The sequence below is a fragment of the Variovorax sp. 350MFTsu5.1 genome (assembly GCF_048302515.1).
In the GTDB taxonomy this organism is placed as follows: domain Bacteria; phylum Pseudomonadota; class Gammaproteobacteria; order Burkholderiales; family Burkholderiaceae_C; genus Variovorax; species Variovorax guangxiensis.
Genome location: NZ_CP157620.1, coordinates 5,523,802 through 5,545,173, shown reverse-complemented (window position 1 = coordinate 5,545,173; position 21,372 = coordinate 5,523,802). Strand labels below are relative to the sequence as shown.

At 68.7% G+C, this 21,372-nt stretch carries 20 protein-coding genes; 2 read left to right on the top strand and 18 right to left on the bottom strand.

What is annotated here, in order from left to right; all coding sequences use genetic code 11:
* Positions 1-6: 6 nt before the first annotated feature.
* The 9 genes from pilV to ABL843_RS25195 form a co-directional block, all read right to left on the bottom strand.
* Positions 7-465, bottom strand: coding sequence for a type IV pilus modification protein PilV (gene pilV / locus ABL843_RS25235; protein WP_418117719.1), 459 nt, complete (start codon positions 463-465; stop codon positions 7-9).
* Between the two features lie 2 nt (positions 466-467).
* Complete coding sequence (locus tag ABL843_RS25230) at positions 468-1,142, bottom strand: GspH/FimT family pseudopilin (protein ID WP_418117718.1); 675 nt, start codon at positions 1,140-1,142, stop codon at positions 468-470.
* Positions 1,088-1,561, bottom strand: coding sequence for a type IV pilin protein (locus ABL843_RS25225; RefSeq protein ID WP_418117716.1), 474 nt, complete (start codon positions 1,559-1,561; stop codon positions 1,088-1,090). Before ABL843_RS25225 ends, ABL843_RS25230 begins: the two co-directional genes overlap by 55 nt.
* A gap of 181 nt (positions 1,562-1,742) precedes the next feature.
* Positions 1,743-1,871, bottom strand: a complete 129-nt coding sequence (locus ABL843_RS25220) for a hypothetical protein (RefSeq protein WP_369660958.1) — start codon at positions 1,869-1,871, stop codon at positions 1,743-1,745.
* Positions 1,872-1,913: 42 nt separating this feature from the next.
* Positions 1,914-2,333 (bottom strand): hypothetical protein, encoded by a 420-nt coding sequence (locus ABL843_RS25215; RefSeq protein ID WP_418117715.1) that lies wholly within the window; start codon positions 2,331-2,333, stop codon positions 1,914-1,916.
* 85 nt (positions 2,334-2,418) lie between these two features.
* Entirely contained in the window at positions 2,419-4,503 is a 2,085-nt protein-coding gene (locus tag ABL843_RS25210) for a TonB-dependent siderophore receptor (RefSeq protein WP_418120515.1), read from the bottom strand.
* 244 nt (positions 4,504-4,747) lie between these two features.
* Complete coding sequence (locus tag ABL843_RS25205; protein WP_126024978.1) at positions 4,748-5,032, bottom strand: hypothetical protein; 285 nt, start codon at positions 5,030-5,032, stop codon at positions 4,748-4,750.
* A 95-nt stretch (positions 5,033-5,127) separates the two neighbouring features.
* The gene (locus tag ABL843_RS25200; protein WP_418117714.1) at positions 5,128-5,919 is read right to left on the bottom strand and encodes a fumarylacetoacetate hydrolase family protein; all 792 of its coding nucleotides are present in this window, start codon (positions 5,917-5,919) and stop codon (positions 5,128-5,130) included.
* 155 nt (positions 5,920-6,074) lie between these two features.
* Positions 6,075-6,518 (bottom strand): Lrp/AsnC family transcriptional regulator, encoded by a 444-nt coding sequence (locus ABL843_RS25195; RefSeq protein ID WP_418117713.1) that lies wholly within the window; start codon positions 6,516-6,518, stop codon positions 6,075-6,077.
* Between the two features lie 139 nt (positions 6,519-6,657).
* Here ABL843_RS25195 and ABL843_RS25190 point away from each other — a divergent pair, with 139 nt between their 5' ends.
* Positions 6,658-7,560, top strand: a complete 903-nt coding sequence (locus ABL843_RS25190; protein WP_418117711.1) for a DMT family transporter — start codon at positions 6,658-6,660, stop codon at positions 7,558-7,560.
* 18 nt (positions 7,561-7,578) lie between these two features.
* On the opposite strand, the gene ABL843_RS25185 is transcribed toward ABL843_RS25190, so the two are convergent.
* From ABL843_RS25185 to ABL843_RS25155, 7 genes are all read right to left on the bottom strand, one after another.
* On the bottom strand, positions 7,579-10,704 hold the full coding sequence (locus tag ABL843_RS25185) for an efflux RND transporter permease subunit (RefSeq protein WP_418120514.1): 3,126 nt from the start codon (positions 10,702-10,704) through the stop codon (positions 7,579-7,581).
* Positions 10,705-10,723: 19 nt separating this feature from the next.
* Positions 10,724-11,863 carry an efflux RND transporter periplasmic adaptor subunit gene (locus ABL843_RS25180; RefSeq protein ID WP_418117710.1) on the bottom strand — a complete coding sequence of 380 codons (1,140 nt, stop codon included), beginning with the start codon at positions 11,861-11,863 and terminating at the stop codon, positions 10,724-10,726.
* Positions 11,864-12,097: 234 nt separating this feature from the next.
* Positions 12,098-12,640: an Rrf2 family transcriptional regulator gene (locus ABL843_RS25175; RefSeq protein ID WP_418117708.1), complete on the bottom strand. Its 543-nt coding sequence runs from the start codon at positions 12,638-12,640 to the stop codon at positions 12,098-12,100.
* Between the two features lie 34 nt (positions 12,641-12,674).
* Positions 12,675-13,373, bottom strand: coding sequence for a Bax inhibitor-1/YccA family protein (locus ABL843_RS25170; protein WP_126024971.1), 699 nt, complete (start codon positions 13,371-13,373; stop codon positions 12,675-12,677).
* 196 nt (positions 13,374-13,569) lie between these two features.
* Positions 13,570-13,965 carry a hypothetical protein gene (locus ABL843_RS25165; protein ID WP_240650806.1) on the bottom strand — a complete coding sequence of 132 codons (396 nt, stop codon included), beginning with the start codon at positions 13,963-13,965 and terminating at the stop codon, positions 13,570-13,572.
* Positions 13,966-14,042: 77 nt separating this feature from the next.
* Complete coding sequence (yccS, locus tag ABL843_RS25160; protein WP_418117707.1) at positions 14,043-16,262, bottom strand: YccS family putative transporter; 2,220 nt, start codon at positions 16,260-16,262, stop codon at positions 14,043-14,045.
* Between the two features lie 64 nt (positions 16,263-16,326).
* Entirely contained in the window at positions 16,327-17,622 is a 1,296-nt protein-coding gene (locus ABL843_RS25155; RefSeq protein ID WP_369660965.1) for an NUDIX hydrolase, read from the bottom strand.
* 142 nt (positions 17,623-17,764) lie between these two features.
* On the opposite strand from ABL843_RS25155, the gene ABL843_RS25150 reads away from it, so the two are divergent.
* Positions 17,765-18,982, top strand: a complete 1,218-nt coding sequence (locus ABL843_RS25150) for an acyl-CoA dehydrogenase family protein (RefSeq protein WP_126024968.1) — start codon at positions 17,765-17,767, stop codon at positions 18,980-18,982.
* 31 nt (positions 18,983-19,013) lie between these two features.
* Here the strand turns inward: ABL843_RS25150 and ABL843_RS25145 are convergent, their stop codons facing one another.
* On the bottom strand, positions 19,014-19,715 hold the full coding sequence (locus ABL843_RS25145) for a response regulator (protein WP_184642200.1): 702 nt from the start codon (positions 19,713-19,715) through the stop codon (positions 19,014-19,016).
* Positions 19,712-21,349, bottom strand: coding sequence for an ATP-binding protein (locus ABL843_RS25140; protein WP_418117706.1), 1,638 nt, complete (start codon positions 21,347-21,349; stop codon positions 19,712-19,714). Before ABL843_RS25140 ends, ABL843_RS25145 begins: the two co-directional genes overlap by 4 nt.
* Positions 21,350-21,372: the final 23 nt, after the last annotated feature.

Genomic DNA, 21,372 nt, shown 5'->3' with positions numbered 1-21,372 from the left:
AGCTTCTCACGGCTTCATCTGGGCCATGGCCACGTACTGGTGGGCGCTGCTGTCGCCCGGGCCCTTCCAGTAGATGGTGATGGTGGCCAGGCTGCTGCTGACGGCCGAGCTGCCGCCGCCGGCGACCGTGCTGAAGGTGACGGTCGGCGGCAGGCTGCTGACGCCCGGCAGGTTCGACTTGTCGACGGCCGCCTTCCAGCTCGTGTAGCCCGTACCGGCAGCCGTGCTCCCGTAGCTGGCCTGGAGGGTGGCGGCCGTGCGGTCGCTCATCCACATGCGGCCGATCAGGTCGCTGGCGAGCATCGCGGCGGCCGTGCGGAACTCGGCACCCGTCGCGGTGCGTGCCGCGCTGGCATAGAGGCCCGTGATGCCGAGCAGGCCGATCGCGAAGATGAGCAATGCGGCCATTGCCTCGATGAGGGTGAAGCCGCCGGTGGCGGATGAGGAAGAGTGTTGGCGGGGCATGGTCAGCAGGTCATGGGGTCGGTGCTGCTGCTGCGCGAGGGGTCGCAGATGCGGGCATCACCACCGGGCGAGACGATCACGTTCAGGCAGCGCACCGAGCCGCCGGAGGCGACGCAGGTGCCGCTGGCGCTGGTCAGCTGCACCGTCAGCGCGATGACGGATGTGGTCGGGTTGGTCGTGGCGGACTGGCGGCCCAGCGCGTCGAAGCCCACTGTGCTGCGCGTTGCGGTGAGCACGAGGTCCGAACTCTTGCTGGGCTCGACCGGGCTCTTTCCGATCAGGTAGGGCGTGGTGGTGGCGCTCAAGGCGTTGCCGCAAGCGCCGGCGGGCGTCTGCGAGAGGCCGGCGTTCGTCACCCAGAGCGCGACACTGGTGCTCAGCGCGCAGCCGGCGTCCAGCGAGCTGACGAACTGCAGGCGCGTGCCGGTGTTGCGGCGAATGGCTTCCGCCCTGGCCATCTGCAGATCGGAGCGCAGCGACTCGGCCGCGCTGCGCAGGCGGGTGTTGCGCGTCCAGTCGCCGAACCAGGGCGCGGCCAGCATGGTCAGGACTGCCAGGATCGTGATGCCCACCATCAACTCGATCAAGCCGAATCCTGGCGTCGAAGGCGACCGCCTGCGCATCAGCAGCTCCCGCCCCTGTTGGTGATCCAGCAGCTCGACGAGGACGCGGTCCATCCCGATACGCCGGTGATGGTGGACGTGCGCGTGCCGTCCTGGTCGATGGTGTAGACGAATCCGGCCATGGAAGACGTGCCGGTGGCGGTGATGGTGTAGCTCGTGGACGAACTTGGCGTGCAGGTGAGCGTGAAGTACTTCAGGTTGGTGTTCGAGATCGTTACGCCGCATGCGCTGGTGGAACCGGTGGCGTAGTAGCTCTTGGCATCCTGGAACCATTGCTCCATCTTTGCGTTGCCGGCGGAGAGATTGGAAGTCGCCTCCGGGATGCGACCACGCCGGACGTAGTCCGTGTAGGAGGGCAGGGCGATGGCCGCCAGGATCGCCACGATCGCCACGGTGACCATCACCTCGATCAATGTGAAGCCGCGCGTCCGCGCACGGCGCTCCTCTCGAGGCTTCTTCTGCAGCCGCGTCATGGTGGTTCTACTCCTCGTGTTCCGGAAGCATTCGGAAACTTCCTGGACGCCGAGTCGAACACGCAAATTGGGAGAAATCTGGCTGATGCGTTGGGGTTTGTGTGCGCGCGAGCGCGCATGCGATCCGAGGTTTCTCCGACTTTGTGGCCGAGCATTCCTGCTGTGCCGGATGAGCCGCTGTTCAGGGGAAGTGATCGATGAAAATGAAACTGCTGTCCTTGAGGCTGTAGGGCTGGCGCACCCGGATCGCGCTTGCCGTCTGCGGCCCCGCGCCGCTCGCGATGTTCCAGTTCTCGGGCGGCCCGCGCATCGCGTTCCTGGCCCGGCGCTGCGTCGCCGCGGCCGATGTGCCTCAGGGGGCCGTCTTCGATTGCCCGAAGCCGCCTGGGCTGCGCTTGCAGCTGCCGGCGCGCGGGCTCGTGCTTGCGGTGTCGCTCGCGGTGATCGGTGCGAGGGTCGATCGGCTGTAGCTGCCGCCCGCGGCAGGTTCGCGCCGCGTGCAGGTGTCGCTGCCGGCCAAGAAGATGCCGAAGGCCAGCGCACCGAAGGCCAGCAGGCCCGCGATGCGCGGCAGCCAGGAGGACTTGCGGGAACGCGCCGTGGCAATGGAAGAAGACTGCGTCCTGCCGTCCCATCGGGCCCGCACCGTGAGCTCCGGAGGGAAGCCCTGCGCATGCACCAATGCCGGCAGGCCGTCGAGGCGGAAGGCGCGCAGTGCCGCGAGGGACTCGCGCGAGGCGCTGTGTGGGTTGCGATACCGGGGACTGTTCATGACCCGTATCGTGAATTTCAAAGGGGGAGAAAAATTGGATGGCCGCGCCGCGCCGCGCCGCGCCGCGCTGCGGCCATCCTGCGCACTAGAAGTCGAGCTTGGCGCTCAGGCTGAAGGTGCGCGGATCGCCGGGCTTGATGTAGTTGTCGTACTGGTATTCCCAGTAGCGGCGGTTCGTCACGTTGTTGATCGCGGCGCGGAAGGTCGTGCTGTGGCCCGCGATGCGCGTCGTGTAGCTCGCGCCGATGTTGGCGACGGTATAGCCCGGCAGGTTCAGCTGGTTCGATGCGTTGAGCATGGTGTTGCCCGTGTACTTCATGTCGGCCGAGAGCTTCAGGCCCGGCACCTGCGGCACGAGGTACGACACCTGCGCGGTCGCCACCAGCTTGGGCGCGCCCGCCACACGGTTGCCGATGTAGCTGCTGCCGCGCTCGTACGAGCTGTCGAGCAGCATCAGGTTGCCGCCGATCTGCCACTGCGAACCCAGCCAGGTGGAGGCGCCGACTTCCAGGCCCTGGTAGATCGACTGGCCGTCCTGCACCAGCACGTTGGAGCTGTTGGCGTACTCGGCGCCGCGCTCGATGCGGAACAGCGCGGCCGTGGCGCTCCAGCGGTCGTGCTCGGTCTTCACGCCCAGTTCGTACTGCTTGCTCTTCAGCGGATTGAGCAGCTGGCCGTTGTTGGCGTACATGGTGCTTACCGTGCTGCCGGGTTCCAGCGATTCGACATAGCTGGTGTACAGCGTGGTGTCGGGCGCGGGCTTGTACATCAGCGCGAGCGTGGGGGTGATCACGCCGCTCTTGCGGTAGCTGGAGTTCCGCGCGCCGGTGGTGTCGTAGCCGATCTGCTCGTAGGTGGTGCTGCGCAGGCCGGCCAGCACCGACCACCTGTCGGACAGCTTCAGCGTGTCGCTCGCGAACAGCGCGCGCTGCGTGATGTCGCTGTTGCGGTAGGTCCTGAAGTCGGTGGAGGTGGCGTAGCTGTTGGTGTTCTGGCCGAAGATGCTGCCGGTGCCGATCAGCTGGTAGACGGCGTTGCTGCTGTAGTAGTTGACCTGCTTCTGCCACGAGGTGCCCAGCGTGATCCGGTGCTCGAAGTCGCCGGTGCGCAGCTTGCCGTTGACCATCGCCTGCCACTGGTTGAAGCGGTGGCCCTCGGCGCTGTCGGAGCGGTAGTCGTCATAGCTGCCGCCGGCGTCCTGCAGGTAGGCGATGCCTTCGTTGCGGCTGCGGGTGGCGCTGCTGTGGCTGTAGCTGGTGCTCAATGTCCAGTCGGGCGCGAGCTGGTACTGCAGGCCGGTCGAATAGAGCCTGAAGTCGGTATTCAGGTGCTGGCCCGGGCCCACCAGGCTCTGGTTGCTGGCGCTGATGGTGGAGGGCAGCTGCGTGCCGGTGTAGCTGCCGAGGTAGATCGAGGGCGTCTGGCCGGAGGTGTTGCGCTTCTGGTAGAGCGTGTCGAAGGTCCAGGTGAGCTTGTCGGTGAGCTTCGCGTCGAGGCCGAGCGACACCGAGTTGCGGCGCACGTTGCCGTCGTTATAGGTCTTGCCTTCCTCGTGCGTGGCGTTGAGCCGGTAGCCGAAGCGGTTGTCGGTGCCGAAGCGGCCGCCCAGGTCGACGTGCTCGCTCCAGATGCCAGCGGTCTTGTAGCCGACCTCGATGCTGCGCACCGGCTGGTCGGTCGGCTTCTTCGTCACGTAGTTGACGATGCCGCCCGGCGCGCCGAAGCCGTACATGAAGCCCGACGAGCCCTTGAGCAACTCGATCTGCTCGAAGTGTTCGTAGGGCAAGGTGATGGCGTAGCTGAGGAAAGGCTGGCCGTTGATGCGGTAACCGTTCTGCCAGTCCAGCGGCAGGCCGCGCACCGTGATGTAGCTGGCCCAGGCGCTGTAGGCGCCGCTGTTGTCGGACACCGACGCGTCGAGCGCGAACACGTCACCGAGCTTCGACACCTGGCGCTCGGCCATGTCCTCGCCTCGGACCACGCTGGTGGAGAAAGGCGTTTCCAGCTGCGAGCGCGCACCGAGCGCGCCGCTGCTCACCTTGGCACCCAGATGCTGCTGCGTGCCGTCCTGCGATTCGGCTGTGACAGTCACCGTCGGCAGCGAGGCGGAGGCAGCCGCTTCCTGCGCGTGCGTGCGCCCGACCAGCGTGGCGGCCCACAGCACCAGCAGCGTGGCGCGCGCGGGCGGACCGAACGGGCTGCGCCGGAATGAAACCGGGGAGGGAGAAGAAGGAGATAGGGAGGAGGGAAAGGAAAGGACCGAGGCTGCGGCGGCGGATTTCTTGCGTCCGGGGTTCAACGTTGACTCACTCTGTAGATAAGAATGAATCTCATTTTCGCGATGAATCTGGCAGGAATATTGGAGCTTGCCCCTTCGGCGAGTACGGTTTGACCTCCTGTCCGCTGTCCGCCGCTCAGTGCCCGTTGCCCGGCGAGGGCGCCAGCCCGCGCTGCTTCAGGAAGTCGTAGAGGCTGACCGCCAGCACCTGCGCGATGGGTATCGGCAGCGTCACGCGCAGCACCGCGGCCCGGTGTACCGGGCACCGGTCGGAGCTGTGGTCCACGCGGCTGGCGTCGAAGGTGATGTGCACGCAGCCCGCGTTGACCCAGTAGCCCGAGACTTCGTCCGCGAACACCTGCGGGGCGTGCAGGTCGTCGATGTAGGTGGCTTGCGGGGTCTGCTGCTGTTGCTGGGACATGGTGGCTCGGTGTTTGCGTGAGCCCCGATGATCGACACCAATCTCGTAGAAAAAATGGTGCCCCGGCCCAGCCCCCGGCACCCTTGGCGTCTTCCTCAGACGATCCTCACCGACAGCTCCGGCAGCCGGTCGATGTGGATCTGGATCAGGTCGCCGCGCACCACCGGCCCGACGTTCTCCGGCGTGCCCGAGTAGATGATGTCGCCCGGCTTCAGCTCGAAGGCCTGCGACAGCCGGCTGATCTGCTCGGCCACCGACCAGATCATGTGCCTGAGCGTGGCGTTCTGCTTCGTCTGTCCGTTCACCTTGAGCCAGATCGCGCCGTCGCTGAAGTGCCCGACCTTCGCCACCGGGTGGATCGGCCCGACGGGCGCCGAGTGGTCGAAGCTCTTGCCGATCTCCCAGGGCTTCTTCTGGTCGCCCATCTCGCGCTGCAGGTCGCGGCGCGTCATGTCCAGGCCCAGCGAGTAGCCGTACACGTGGTCGAGCGCCGCGCTCGTCGCGATGTTGCGTCCGCCCTTGCCCAGTGCCACCACCAGCTCGACCTCGTAGTGGTAGTTCTTCGTGAGCGTGGGGTAGGGATGGTCGGCCACCACGCCCGGCGTCACCACCTGGATCGCATCGGCGGGCTTCTGGAAGAAGAAGGGCGGCTCGCGGCTCGGGTCCGAGCCCATCTCGCGCGCGTGCGCCTCGTAGTTTCGGCCGATGCAGTAGATGCGCCGCACCGGGAAGACCTGGTCGCTGCCGACGATCGGAATGGTCGACGATGCGACGTCGAACGGCGTGGCGGCCGAGCGGCCGGCCCCGGCGGGCAGAGCACAGCCGGCGATGGCACCGGTGGCCATGGCGGCGGAACCGGCCAGCAGGCCGCGGCGGGAAGTGATCATGGGCATGTGTCTCCTTGGTCTTGTGGATGGACGTCGTGCGCCGTGCCTCTCACGGCCGATCGATTCTGGAAGGGCGCATCGCGTGGCGATGGTGCGCATCTATGCAAAAACAGGACATAACCCATCGGAAGGCGCCGCCGATCGGCTGCGGCGCCTCACCGTGCCGCGAAGGGCGGCAGCCGCCTCGGGATCGTCTGGGCCTTCACGATGGAGGTGTTGGTCTCCGCCCTGGCCGCGATGCGGTCGAGGATGCCGTCGAGCTGCTCGAGCGACTGCAGATGGAGCCGCGCGACGAAGCAGTCTTCTCCCGTGACCTTGTCGCACTCGCAGAACTCGGGCGTGTCCCCGATCAGTTCCTGCACCGCCTTCAGCTGCCCCGGCAGCGGCCGGATGCGCACGATGGCCTGGAACTGATAGCCCAGCGCCTTCGGGTTCAGCTCGAGCGTGTAGCCGCGGATCACGTCGCGCTCCTCGAGCCGGCGCAGCCGCTCCGACACGCTGGGCGACGACAGCCCCAGGTGACGGGCCAGTTCCTTCAGCGACATGCGCGCATTGCCCGAGAGGGCCAGCACGATGGCTTCGTCGGTTGCGTCGAGCATTTTCCTGTTCTCCGGTGCAATGGCATGGATGCCTTCTTTTCGAAGGCCATCAGTGGTTTTCGCCTTCTTCGCAGCATATCCATGCGGCACGATCCATGGCACTCTTGTTTCCCCTGAACAGCGGCGACAACGGACGGACATGCAGACCCAGCTTCGCGGCGCGCTCGAGATGAGCGCGGCCATGGCGATCTCGGGAACCATCGGCTGGTTCGTGGTGCGCTTCGACCAGCCCCTGTTCGACCTGCTGTTCTGGCGCTGCGTGTTCGGCGCGGTGACGCTGCTGGTCGTGTGCCTTGCGCTGGGTCTGCTCCAGCGGGGCTTCGCGCCGCGCAAGTTCGCGCTGGCCGCATTCGGTGGCGTGGCCCTGGTGGTCAACTGGGTGCTGATCTTCGCGTCCTTCTCGCGCGCATCGATCTCGATCGCCACGGCGGTCTACAACACGCAGCCCTTCATGCTGGTGGCGCTGGGCGCGTTGCTGCTGTCGGAGCGGCTCACCGCGATGAAGGCGATCTGGCTGTGCATCGCGTTCGCCGGCGTGGTGCTGGTGGCGCAGGCCAAGCCGGGCGGCGGCGCCGATGGTTCCACGTATTTCATCGGCGTGCTCATGGCGCTGGGTGCGGCCTTCTGCTACGCGGTGGCCGCCTTCGTCGCGAAGAAGCTCGACGGCATCGCGCCGCACCTCATCGCGCTGGTACAGGTGTGCGTGGGCATCGTGATGCTCGCCCCCTTCGCGAACCTGAAGGCGCTGCCCACCGACGCGGCCACCTGGGGCGTGCACCTGACGATGGGCGTTGTCTACACGGGGCTGGTGTTCGTGCTGCTGTACGGCGCGCTGCAGAAGCTGTCGACGCCGGTGGCGGGGGCGCTGTCGTTCATCTATCCGCTGGTTGCGATCGGCGTCGACCATGTCGTCTTCGGCCAGCGGCTGGGCATGCTGCAACTGGTGGGCGCGGCAGCCATCCTGGTCTCGGCGGCGGGCATGACCTTCGGATGGACTTTGCCGGGGCTGCCGAGGCAGGCGCCGGCCACCGGAAAGAGCTGAGAAGCCTCCTGGCTTCGCTCAAGGCGTTGCCGCGACCCCGCTGCTGCGCCTGAAGAACCTGCCCGCAGCCCGCTTCACCAGCAGATAGAACAGCGGCACGAAGAAGATCCCCAGCGCCGTCGCGGCCAGCACGCCGCCGAACACGCCGGTGCCGATGGCGATCTGGCTGGCCGAGCCCGCGCCGGAGGCCAGCGCCAGCGGCACCACGCCGGCCAGGAAGGCCAGCGAGGTCATCAGGATCGGCCGCAGCCGCAGGCGCGCGCCTTCGGCCACCGCGTCGAGCAGCGGTATGCCCCGGCGCAGCACGGCTTCGGCGAACTCGATGATGAGGATCGCGTTCTTCGCCGACAGCCCGATGGTCGCGAGCAAGCCGACCTGGAAGTAGATGTCGTTCGACAGGCCCCGCAGCGCCGCCGCGATCACCGCGCCGAGTACGCCAAGCGGAATCACCAGCATCACCGAGAACGGCACCGACCAGCTCTCGTACAGCGCCGCCAGGCACAGGAACACCACGAGGATCGACAGCGCGAACAGCAGCGGCGCCTGTCCGCCCGAGAGCCGCTCCTGGTACGAGAGCCCGCTCCACGCATGGCCGGTGCCACGCTGCTTCTTCGCGATGCTTTCCACCGCGGCCATCGCCGTGCCCGAGCTCGTGCCGTGCGCGGCCGCGCCCTGGATCTGCACCGCCGGCAGGCCGTTGTAGCGCTCCAGCTGCGGCGCGCCCTGCGACCAGCGCGTGGTGGCGAAGGCCGAGAACGGCGTCATCGCGCCGGTGGCGCCGCGCACGAACCACTGCCGGATGTCGTCCGGGTCGGAGCGGTAGGGTGCGTCGGCCTGCACGTACACGCGCTTGACGCGGCCGCGGTCGATGAAGTCGTTGACGTAGCTGCCGCCCCAGGCGATGCCCAGCGTGGTGTTCACGTCGTCCAGCGACAGCCGCAGGGCCGAGGCCTTGAGCTGGTCGATGTCGATCTGCAACTGCGGCGTGCCGGCCACGCTGTTGGCCCGCACCGATTGCAGCCGCGTGTCCTTGCCCGCGTCGCGCAGCAATGACTCGCGCGCCTGCACCAGCTTCTGCGCGCCCATGCCCGAGGTGTCCTGCAGCCAGAACTCGAAGCCGTTCGACTGCCCCAGCCCCTCGATGGGCGGCGGCACCATGCCGTAGACCTCGGCGTCGCGCTGCTGCCTGCCCAGCGCTGTGCCGGCACGCTCGACGATGGCCTGGGCGCGCTGGTCGGCATGGCCGCGCTCGGACCAGTCCTTGAGCGAGACGAAGGCCATGCCCATGTTCTGCCCCGAGCCGCCATAGCTCCAGCCCGAGAGCGTGAAGATGGTGTCGGTCGTGTCCTTCTCGGTTTCGAGGAAGTGCCTCTCGACCATGCGGTTCACCGCATCGGTGCGGCCAATGGTGGAGCCCGCCGGCAGCGTGAGCTGCACCATCACGCTGCCCTGGTCTTCCTCGGGCAGGAAGCCGCCGGGCAGGCCGAGGTACAGCAGGCCCATGCCGGCCACGATGGCCGCGTACACGGCCGCGAAGCGCAGCGGCTTGCGCAGGATGCGGCCCAGCAGGCCCACGTAGCGGCCCTGCGCGGCGTCGAAGCGGCGGTTGAATGCGCCCAGGAAGCCGCGCGTGCGCGGCGCATCGCTCGCACGCAGGAAGCGCGCGCACAGCGCAGGGATCAGCACGATGGCCACCACCACCGACAGCGCCATCGACGCGATGATGGTCACCGAGAACTGCCGGTAGATCACGCCCACGGAGCCGCCGAAGAAGGCCATCGGCAGGAACACCGCCGAAACCACCACCGCGATGCCCACCAGCGCGCCGGTGATTTCCTGCATCGACTTGATGGTGGCGGCCTTCGGGTCCAGCCCTTCCTCGTGCATCACGCGCTCGACGTTCTCCACCACCACGATGGCGTCGTCCACCAGCAGGCCGATGGCCAGCACCATGCCGAAGAGCGTGAGCACGTTGATCGAATAGCCGAAGGCCGCGAGCACGCCGAAGGTACCCAGCAGCACCACCGGCACGGTGATGGCCGGGATGACCGTGGCGCGCCAGTTCTGCAGGAACAGGTACATGACGACCACCACCAGCGCGATGGCCTCCAGCAGCGTCTTGATGACCGACCTGATCGAGATCTTCACGAAGCGCGTCGTGTCCTCGGCGTAGGCCACACGCAGGCCGGCGGGCAGCGAGGGCTCCATCTCGGCCATGCGCGCCTTCACCGCGCTGGCGGTGGTCAGCGCGTTGGCGCCGGGCGCCAGCATGACCGCGGCGCCGGCGGCGGGGTGGCCGTTCAGGCGCGTGGTCTCGGCATACGACTCGCTGCCCATCTCCACGCGCGCCACGTCGCCCAGGCGCACCACCGCGCCGTCGGCCTGCGTCTTCAGCACGATGTCGCGGAACTGCTCCGGCGTCTGCAGCCGTGACAGGGCCGTCACGGTGGCGGTGAGCTGCTGCTTCGCGGGCGAGGGCCGCGCGCCGATCTCGCCGACCGACACCTGCGTGTTCTGCGCGGTGATGGCGGCGGTCACGTCAGAGGGCATCAGCTGGTAGCTCGCGAGCCGGTGCGGATCGAGCCAGATGCGCATCGCGTACGAAGCGCCGAAGGCCTGCACCGAACCCACGCCGTCGACGCGGCTGATGGGATCGCGCAGGTTGCTGGCCATCCAGTCGGCCACGTCGGTGTCGGTGCGGCGGTCGGTCTGGTCGTAGAGCGCGACGATCAGCAGGAAGTTGTTCTGCGACTTCGCAACCGTCACACCCTGCTGCTGCACCGCCTGCGGCAGGCGGCTGGTGGCCTGGCTGACCTTGTTCTGCACCTGCACCTGGGCGGTGTCGGGGTTGATGCCCTGGCGGAAGGTGACGGCGATCTCGGCCCAGCCGGCCGAGCTGCTCGTCGACTTGAAATACAGCAGGCCGTCGATGCCCTTGAGCTGCTGCTCGAGCACCTGCGTGACACTGCTTTCCACCGCCTGCGCAGAGGCGCCGGGGTAGTTGGCCGAGACCACGACGGTGGGCGGCGCGATGTCCGGGTACTGCGAGACCGGCAGCGTGCGGATGGCCACGCCGCCGGCCAGCATGATCAGGATGGCGATGACCCATGCGAACACGGGCCGCTGGATGAAGAAGTTGGCTATCACGGGCGTTGTCTTTTCTTCAGTCGGCCGAGGCGGGCGTCGGCGCCGCCGATACCGGCACCGGCTTCACCTTGTCGCCCGGGTGCGCGCGCTGCAGGCCGTCGACCACGAGCCGGTCGCCTTCGCGCAGACCGCCGGTCACGATCCACTGGTCGCCCGAGGCGCCGCGCACCTCGAGCGCGCGCAGTTCGACCTTGTCGTCCTTGCCCACCACCAGTGCGGTCGGCTCGCCCTTGTCGTTGCGCGCCACGCCGCGCTGCGGCGCGAGCACGGCCTGCCGTTCGACGCCGGCCTCGACCTGCGCGCGCACGTACATGCCGGGCAGCAGCAGACCCTGCGGATTCGGAAACTCCGCGCGCAGCGTGACCGAGCCGGTCGCGGCGTCGACGGCCACTTCGGTGAACTTCAGCGTGCCGGCGTGCGGGTAGGGCAGTCCGTCTTCCATGCGCAGGCCCACGCGCGTGCTCGCAGGCGCCATGTCGCCCGAGATGAAGCGGCGCTTGAGCCGCGTGAGTTCGAGGCTGGACTGCACCACGTCGACATAGATCGGGTCGATGCGCTGGATCGTCGCCAGCGCCGTGGCCTGGCCCGGCGCCACCAGCGCGCCCTCGGTCACGCTGGAGCGGCCGATGCGGCCCGAGATGGGCGCCTCGATGCGCGTGAATTCGAGGTTGATGCGCGCCGCCTTCAGGGCAGCCTGCGCGGCCTTCACGCCGGCCTGCGCCTGCACGAGCGCGGCCTGCGCCTCCTCGTGCTCCTGCCTGCTCACGGCATTGGCCTTCACCAGTTCGCCGAATCGCTCGGCCTTGCCGCGCAGGCTCGCGATACCGGCCTGCGCGGTCGCGAGCGCGGCCTGCGCCTGCTCGTGCGCCGCTTCGAAGGGGCCGGGCTCGATCTCGTACAGCACCTGGCCCGCGCGGACCATGCTGCCTTCCTCGAACAGGCGCTTGCGCACGATGCCGTTGACCTGCGGGCGCACCTCGGACACGCGGAACGCGGCCGTGCGGCCCGAAAGCTCGGTGTGCACGGGCACATCGCCCGCGTGCATCGCCATCACGCCGACTTCGGGCGGCGCGGTCTCGGTTTGAGGGGCCTGCCGGGCGCCGCACGCGGCGAGCACGAGCAGGGAGAGGGGTAGAAGCAGAAGCTTGAAAGTCATGGCCGTCCGGAAACGCGCTGCGGCGCGAGCCGGGATCGCCCGGGTCGCGCGTCTGTATTGATTTGCACTGTTGTGGTGCATTCTGCCTGCCGTGTTGCGTCGCAACATGAAGGGTTCCTGAGGCTTCCTTGGGGAAGCCAACGAAAAAAGCCCATGCGGGCGAGAGCCCGCCGCCACGTCGATCCGTGGCAACGGGCCCTGCCGCATGGGCCGGGCGGGCTGGCTGGCTCGGAGCTAGCTGGCGCTTTGCTGTCGCCGTCCCAGCGCGAACACCGAGTTCGGCGCGTCGACGACGAAGGGCTTGCGCGTGGCGGGCTGGCCGCTGGGCGAACGCCGCACTTCGCTGCGAACCGCCGCCTGCACGCCCTTGGCCTTCTGCTCGTCGACCAGGCTCTGCAGCGAGATCGACTTGAGGAACTCGACCGCCCGCAGGTTCACGGTGGCCCAGAGCTCGTCGATCTCGCAGCGGCCGGCCTCGCCCGGCGCGTTGGCATCGCGCTGGCGGGTGGTTTCGGCATCGTGGTCCTCGATCGAGAGGACGATGTCGGCCACGGAAATCTCGGCCGCCTTGCGGCTGAGCGAGTACCCGCCGCCCGGGCCGCGGGTCGATTCGACCAGGCTGGCGCGGCGCAGCTTGCCGAACAGCAGCTCCAGGTACGACAGCGACACGCGCTGGCGCAGGCTGATCGAAGCCAGCGTGACGGGGCCCGAACGCCCATGAAGGGCGATGTCGATCATCGCGGTGACCGCGAAGCGGCCTTTGGTGGTGAGACGCATGGGATGTTCCTTCCTTTTCTTCCTTCGTGGGGAATCACTCGTCCCGGCCGCCGGCGATGCCCAGCAGGGCCAGCAGCGACTGGAAGACGTTGTAGATGCTGAGATACACACCCAGCGTGGCGGAGATGTAGTTGGTCTCCAGGCCGTCCTTCACGCGCTTGAGGTCGTGCAGGATGAAGGCCGAGAAGATGCCGATGGCCAGGACCGACAGCGTCATCATCAGAGCGCTCGACTTGATGAAGAAGTTGGCGATGCCCGCCACCAGCAGCAGGATGGCGCCGATGAAGAGCCACTTGCCCATGGCCGACAGGTCGCGCTTGATGACCGACGACAGCGTGGCCATGCCGAAGAAGATCGCGCCGGTGCCGGCGAAGGCCGTCATCACCAGGCTGGCGCCATTGGCCAGGCCGAGCACGGTGCCGACCAGGCGCGACAGCATCAGGCCCATGAAGAAGGTGAAGGCCAGCAGCACCGGCACGCCGGCGGCCGACTCCTTCGTCTTCTCGATGGCGTACATGAAGCCGAAGGCGCCGCCGAGGAAGACCATCAGGCCGATGCCCGGCGACATGGCGCGCGAGAAGCCGGTGGAGACGCCGATCCAGGCGCCGAGCACGGTCGGCAGCATCGACAGCGCGAGCAGCCAGTAGGTGTTGCGCAGGACGCGGTTGCGCTCCTGCGGCGAGGCGATCGGCAGCTCGATGCCGTCGTGATAGGTGGTAGGGCTGTTGTTCATTCTGTGTTGATTCCTTGAAGCTGGACCGGCGCCGGGTGCGCGCAATGGATGGCGCGCGCAAAGGGGCACAGGGCCGTGAATGAGAGAGATCAGGTAGCGGCGGTTGCGATGCGGGTGCCGCCCGATGGCGGCCGGCCCTGGTCACAACAGGGGAGCGGGAGCCATGGCGGCTCCCGGTCGCGAAGGCTTTTGGGGCCTAGGCGACGAGGGACGCGGCGCGGGGTGGCCGCTTGGGTCGCGCCAGAAACGGCGAGACGATGGTGGTCAGGCCGAGTTTCGGCGGCTGTTCCGTGAAGCGCAGCAGCGCGGGCGCGCCGTTGCGTGCATCGACCAGCTCGGCGTGTTCAGAGCCGGCTTCATCGATGGAGAGGGCGTCGTCCGATGCCTTGTCGGCATCGCCTGCCGGCTTCCTGGCTTCGGAGAGATCGGAGATGTCTGAGAAGGCGACGCTGACGATCAGCGTCTGGGTCGCCTGTGCCGCCTGTGGTTCGGCATGCGAATGGCCGGCACCGAGCATGTTGTGCGCAAGCACGGCGAAGCCGTAGCAGGACAACATGATGGCAAGAACGGTAGCGGCAAACCAGCGGGACATGTAGGGGTATTTTACCTGCCGCGCCGGGCCTTTCTTCGCAGCGGCGGTTTCAACCGACCGGATCGCATGGATGTTCCTCAGGCTGGCGCGGTCGTCGTATCACCGCCTTCGGGCTGCAGCCATTCGCTTGCGTGGGTGCGCAGGGCGTCTATCTGCAGCCAGATCAGACCGAGTTCGGTATGGAAAGTTCGCGCCTGCGGGTCGCCGCTTTCCCCGCCTTCGGCTGCGGCCTGTGCCAGCGCGGCCCGCGCTGCGGCTTCATCTTCCGTGCCGCCTGTTGCATCCACCACGCCCTTTTCCAGCCCGGTCGCCAGCGCCTCCAGCGCCGCGATCGCCCCCTCGGCCGAGGCATGCAGCACCGCCATCTGGGCCGAATCGGGCAGCGCGGCCCGGTGCGCGCCGAGCGCCGACAGGTAGCTCAGCAGCGTGTGCGAGCGGATCAGGAAGCGCAGCGCCACCCCCGCGCGCGGCCTCACGTAGCCCGGCTCGCGGAACATGTCCGACACGGCGGTGGACAGCGCCGCATCCGCGTTGTGGTCGTTGCGCCGCGCCAGCCGGTAGTCGAGGTGGTCGCGCGCGCCGGTGCGGTACTGGCCGACGATCTGCCGCAGGTAGCCCGCGTGGCCGCGCATGGCGGCCGCCGCGAGCTCGTTGATGCGGCGGGCCTGCCAGTGAGGCAGCACCAGCAGCACCGCCAGCCCGGCGATGGCGCTGCCGATGGCCGTGTCGACCAGCCGCGGCACCAGCAGCACGCCGCTGTCGCCGACCTGGTTGAAGCACATCAGCACCAGCAGCGTCATCGATGCGGTGGCCAGCAGGTAGCGCGTGGCGCGAGTCGCGAAGAAGAGCACCCCCGCGATCACCGCGAGCACCGACTGCACCAGCGGCTGCGGAAAGAGCTGCAGCAGCGCCCAGCCCGCCACCACGCCGAGGGCGGTGCCGGCAATGCGCTGCCCCATGCGCGCGATGGTGTCGCCATACGTCTGCTGGCAGACGAAGAGCGTGGTCAGCAGGATCCAGTAGCCCTGCGCCGGGTGGATGACATGCATCACCCCGTAGCCCGCCACCAGCGCGATCGACAGCCGCAGCGCGTGCCTGAAGAGCGGCGAGCGCACCGTGAGCTGCCGCCGCACCCGCTCGACCGCGTCGCGCCAGGAGCGCGGCGAGCGGTCGAACAGGCCCATCTCCGTACGGCCCGCGCGCGCCGAAGGCTGGCTGGCCCCTGCGAGCTGGCCGTCGAGCAGCGCGAGATTGCGTGCCAATGCTTCCACCGAGGCCAGCAGCACCAGCCGCTCGGGTGTGCCGGCCCGCGCGCGTTCGTGCTCGATGGCGCTGCGCAGATCGGCCAGAGCCTGCACGGTCTCGGTCCCCACCTCGAAGGGCTCGCGCCGCTCCACCGAATCGGCCAGCCGCTGGCAGGCCAGCCCCTGCAGGCCCAGCACGCGCTGGCAGCGGTAGAGCAGGTCGCTGTGGAAGAAGGCATCGGCCAGCGCGTTGTAGTCGTCGTGCGAGGAGCTGGCACGCTCGTGCACGTCCTGCGCGATCAGGTAAAGCCCCCGGTAGCGCGAGATGCGTCCGGTCGGCGCCCGCGCGCCGATGCGGCGGAAGATGCTTTCCTTGGCCGCGTTGAGCTCCGTCACCACCTCGGCATTGAGCTGCGCGAGCGCGAGCCGCTTGCGCTCTATGTCGATGCCGCGCAGCGGCTCAAAGAGCGACGCCTTGAAGCGCACGTAGTTGCCCAGCACCGTGAACAGCATCACCAGTCGCGCCTGCACCGGCTGCGCCGGAAAGGCCGCGCACCACAGTACCGAGAACACGCCGTACCAGGCGGCGCCCGCCACCAGCAGCAGGGGCTCGCGGCCGCGATGCGCCACGCCGTGCGCGCCCATGTTCTCGATGCCCAGCGTGGCGTACATCGCGAGGATCAGCGTCGCGTACGCGATCGCCTTGTAGCGCGCCTCCACGGCGCCGAGCATGGTGAGCCAGAAGGCCGCGAGCGCGAGCCCGGCGATGAACAGCAGCGGCATGCCGAAGGCGGCCTCCACCGCGAACGCGATGGCCGCGAAGCAGGCCAGCGTTACCACCTGCGCACGCAGCCTGCCGCGCCAGCTGTCGTCGGTCTCGGCGAGCGCGCTGGCGATGGCACCGAGGAAGAGGGGGATCACCGCATCGGCGTGGCCGCTCCAGGCGCAGCCCGCCATGAGGCTGCCGAGGGTGAGAAGGATGCGCACGGGTTGCGCGCGAGAGGCGAAAGACCGCAGCCGCTGGCGCAGCGCGTCGGGAGACAGGGGAAGCATGATGGGCCGATCTTGCACGATGCATGCCACGGCCATGTGGCGGGATGAGGCGCTGCGGGGGTGGTCAGCGCCGGCTGCGCAGGAATCCGTGGCGCGGCGCGATCCACCGCACCTGTTCGTCGTCGGCCGTGGGCGCATCGGAAGTGCCCGCGAACAGCATGCCTTCCTCGACCAGCAGGAACCGGCGCGACTGCGCATCGCCATCGTCCGGCAGCACGCGCAGCGTCGCATCGCCGACGCTGATCTGCTCGCCCGGCGCCAGTACCACGGTGCCTGCATCGGAAGCCGCCCGCGTCGACAGGAGCCATCGCACGCGTCCCGGCGCGGCGGAGGCAAGCGCCTCGGCATGCGCGGGGCCCGCGGGCGATGCGTCGATCAAGGCGCAATCGCCGCCCGCCGTTCCCACGAAGTAGCTGTGCACCAGCGTGCCCGATCCGTCGCCGGCTTCTCCTGTCACCCGCAGCACCCGCGCAGAAAGCCGCATCGCCAGTCCGGCCTCGTGCGCGTAGCGGCCGCCGCCTTCGCCATCGGGATCGACAAAGCCGACTTCCTCGTACGAAGGCTCCTCCATGTTCACCGGCCGCCGTCCCTTCGGACCGTCCGCCAGCCGCGGCATCGCGCGAGGAATGTGCTTCAGGCCGCGCGCATGCGCCATGAGCTCGCCCACGCTTTTGAACCGCGCGAGTTCCAGCAGGATGCGGCGCGTCACGTTCATCAGCTTGAGCCCGCGCGCCGGGTCCACGGCATCGGCGGGACGCAGCCACATGTGCTCGACCGTCTCGCGTCCGTCGGGCTGCACGCTCTGCGCCTCGGGCATGGCCGCGAGAAAGAAGCGGGTGTCGAAGCGGCGCGGCATGCCCGGCGGCGTGAGCCAGTGCGAGAAGTACGCGAGCCGGTCGGCTGCGAGCTGCCAGCCGTGCCGCGCGCACAGTGACAGCAGCGCGTCGGTGCCTTGCTCCGCCGCATGGCGCATCTCGGCGAGCTGGCTTGGAGGCAGGCCGTCGAGCGTCACCAGTTGTCCGGTGGAATCGGTCGCGAACAGAAGCCCGGCTTCCTCGAAGCATTCGCGGATCGCCGCTGCGTAGTAGTCGAGGCCGCCTTCGGGCACTTCGAGCCGTTCGCTCGCGGCCCGGTCGTCGAGGCCGCTGCAGCAGCCGTGCAGGCCGCGGTCGTGCGCGTCGATCACACCGCCCGGGAACACGCTCGCGCCGCTGTTCTGGTCGTTGGCCTTCTCGGCACGCCGCAGCATCAGCACTTCCAGGCCGGCACTTGCGTCGCGCAGCACGATGAGGGTGGCCGCCATGCGCACGGGGCGTGGCTGTGCGGAGGGGGGCGTGTCGTGCGTGGGGCTGGCTGTCATGCACCCATTGTCGCGCCGGCCGGTGCTGCCAAGGTGACAGCACCGGCCCCGCGCTGTCACCCGGAAGACCGTGCGAAACGCCGCGCGCAACGTACCTTCAAGGCGCACATGCACAACACCGACTCTTGCTGAAGGACGCACCATGCATTTCGAATTCACGCCCCGGGTGATCGCGCTGCGCGAGGAACTGCTCAGGTTCATGGACGAGTACGTCTATCCCAACGAGAAGCGCCACGAGGAGGAACTCGCCGCCAACGCCCGCGCCGGCCGGCCGTACGCCGAGCTGCCGATGATGGCCGGCCTCAAGGCCAAGGCGCGCGAGCGCGGACTGTGGAACCTCTTCCTGCCCGAGTCGGAGCACGGCCCCGGCCTGAGCAACGTCGAGTACGCGCCGCTGTGCGAGATCATGGGCCGGCGCTACTGGTCCTCCGAGATCTTCAACTGCTCCGCCCCCGACACCGGCAACATGGAAGTGCTGGCGCGCTACGGCACCAAGGCGCAGCAGGAGCGCTGGCTCAAGCCGCTGCTGGCCGGCGAGATCCGCTCCTCCTTTGCGATGACCGAGCCCGAGGTGGCCTCCAGCGACGCCACCAACATCCGCTGCAGCATCCGCCGCGAGGGCGACGAGTACGTCATCAACGGCCGCAAGTGGTACATCACCGGCGCGATGAACGAGCGCTGCGAGATCTTCGTGCTCATGGGCAAGACCGACCCCGACAACGCCGACCGCCACAGGCAGCAGTCGATGATCCTCGTGCCGAAGAACACGCCCGGCGTGACCATCGTGCGCGACATGGCGCTGCTCGGCGTGTACGACCCGCCCTTCGGCCACCCCGAGATCGTGTTCGAGAACGTGCGCGTGCCGGTCGAGAACATCCTGCTCGGCGAGGGCCGCGGCTTCGAGATCGCGCAAGGCCGCCTTGGCCCCGGCCGCATCCACCACTGCATGCGCGCCATCGGCATGGCCGAGGCCGCGCTGGAGATGATGTGCCAGCGCCTCGTGTCGCGCACCGCCTTCCACAAGCCGCTGTCGGAGCAGGGCGTGTGGCGCGAGCGCATCGCCGAGTCGCGCATGCTCATCGAGCAGTCGCGCTGGATGGTGCTCAACGCCGCCTACCGCATGGACACCGTGGGCAACAAGGTCGCCGCCAAGGAGATCGCGATGATCAAGGTGCTCACGCCCAACAACTGCGTGAAGGTGGTCGACTGGGCCATGCAGGCCTTCGGCGCCATGGGCCTGAGCCAGGACACGCTGCTCACGCACTTCTACGCCTACGAGCGCCACCTGCGCGTGGCGGATGGTCCCGACGAGGTGCATCGCAACGCGATTGCGAAGCAGGAGCTGGCGGCGTACCAGTAAGTGGGCGAGAAGGGTGCGCGAGAACGCGCGCTCAGTCCTTCGCCTCCGCCGGTGCTTCCCAGGCGAAACCGACGCCGTACACCGACCGTATCCAGTCGTGCTCCGGCGTCACCACGCCGAGCTTGCGGCGCAGGTTCTTCACGTGGCTGTCGATGGCGCGTTCGGTCACGTCCACCGTGTCGTCGTAGGCCAGTTCGAGCAGGCGGGCGCGCGAGAAGATGCGCCCCGGGTGCCGCGAGAGCACCTGCAGCAGCCCGAATTCGCGCCGCGTGAGGTTCAGCGGCGTGCCTTCGAGCGAGGCACGCCAGTGCACGTCGTCCAGCACCAGCCCCGGCGCGTCGCCCTGCGGGGACGCTCCCTGTGCGAGGCCCGGCGCGGTGCGGCGCAGCACGGCGCGCACCCGCGCCACCAGCTCGCGCGGCGAGAAGGGCTTGCACACGTAGTCGTCGGCACCCAGCTCCAGGCCCAGCAGCCGGTCGACTTCCTCGATGCGCGCGGTCAGCATGATGATCGGGTGCGCCGTGTGCTCGCGCGCGCGGCGCAGCACCTCGATGCCGTCGAGACGCGGCAGCATGATGTCCAGCAGCGTGAGGCCGGGCGGCGAGGCGACGATGCTTTCGAGCGCGCTCTGCCCATCGGTGAAGAGTTCGGTGTCGTAGCCCGCGTGGCGCAGGTAGTCCTGCACCACCGAGGCGATGTCGGTTTCGTCTTCGACGATGACGATGCGTGTCATGACGTTGCTGCCAGTGGAAGGGTGATGGTCAGGCGCAGGCCGCCCAGTGGCGAGGCCGACGCGTCGATGGTGCCGCCGTGCGCCTCGACGGTCGCGCGGCAGATGGAAAGGCCGAGCCCGGAGCCGCCGTGTTCGCGGCTGCGAGAGCTCTCGCCGCGGAAGAGGCGGTCGAACAGGCGCGGCAGCTCGGACTCGGGCACGCCCGGCGCGCTGTCGTCGAACACCAGCGTGAGGCGGTTGCCCGTCCACGCGCCTTCGACGATGACGTCGATGCGCAGCTCGCCGCCCTCGTCGGTGTAGGCCAGCGCGTTCTCCAGCAGGTTCATGAAGACCTGGTGCAGCCGATGCGCGTCGCCCTCGATCACGGGCTGCGCGGAGGCGCCGATGCGGTCGACCGCGCGGCGGTCCACCGTGATGTTGCGCGCGTCGAAGCGGTCGCGGGTGTGGTCGAGCGCTTCCTTCAGCAGCGAGAGCGGGAACACGGTGGTCGCGAGCAGGTCGCTCTGCGGCTCGCGCATGCTGCTGCGCAGGTCGTCGACCAGCTGGCCCAGGCGGATCACCTGCCGGTGCAGCCGCAGCGCGGTGCGCTCGTCGAAGGTGCGCACGCCGTCCTGCAGCGCCTCGATTTCCGCGCGCATGGCGGCCAGCGGCGTGCGCAGCTCGTGGGCCGCGTCGGCCAGCCAGGCGCGGCGCGAGGCCTCCATCGTGTCCAGGCGCTGCGCCATGTCGTTGAAGGTGCGGCCCAGCAGCGCCAGTTCGTCGGAGCCCTGCACCGCGACGCGGGTGGAGAGCCGGCCGCGCGCCACGTCCTGCGCGGCCTGCGTGAGTTCGTCGATGGGCCTGAACCACCGGCGCGCCAGGAGCCACGACAGCACCAGCGCGAAGCCGAGCCCGCACAGGCCGGTGAGCACGATCACGCCCGACTGCCGCGCGACGAAGGCCCGGTCGGCCTCGCTCTCCAGGCCCTGCATCGGCGTCAGCGCCAGGTAGCCGATGACGCTTCGGTCGCGCCGTATCGGTATGCGCGCGGCGTTCGCCAGGTCGCCCTCGGCGCCCACCACGCGCGCGCCATGCGCGTCGAGCAGGGCCAGCCGCTGGAAGATGGAGTCCGGCATCTCGCGCGGATCGCGGAAGAACCACGGCGGCGGCATCGTCGGCAGCCGGCGCGGCACCAGGTCGAGCTGCTGCGATGGCAGGCCGGATTCCGGCGGTGGCGGGGGCGGAGGCGGGCGGCCCTCGTCCTCGTTGTTGCCGTCGCCGGCATTGCCGCGGTTGCCGCGATTGCCCTCCGGCGGCGGGTTGCCGCGCATGGCGCGGTGCTCGTACCAGGGCGGCAGGCGCCTTTCGTCGGCGCCGCCGGTGCCGTTGTCGAGCGCGGCGGCCAGCCGGCCCATCTGCAGGCGGCGCCATGCGTCTTCGTTGTCGTGCAGGCCCTTCCAGTCGCCGTTGGCCACGTAGTACTTCAGGAGAATCTGCGAGAGCCAGTCCATGCGCCGGATCTCGATCTCGGCCACGTAGGAGCCCAGTCCGCGCTGCAGCGCGATGATCGACAGGCCCGCGAAGCTGATCAGCAGCACGATCAACAAGGCGGCCAGCGCCAGGAAGATCTTTCTGGAAAGGGTCAGGTGAGGCATGGGCTCGGAGGGGCAGTGCCGCA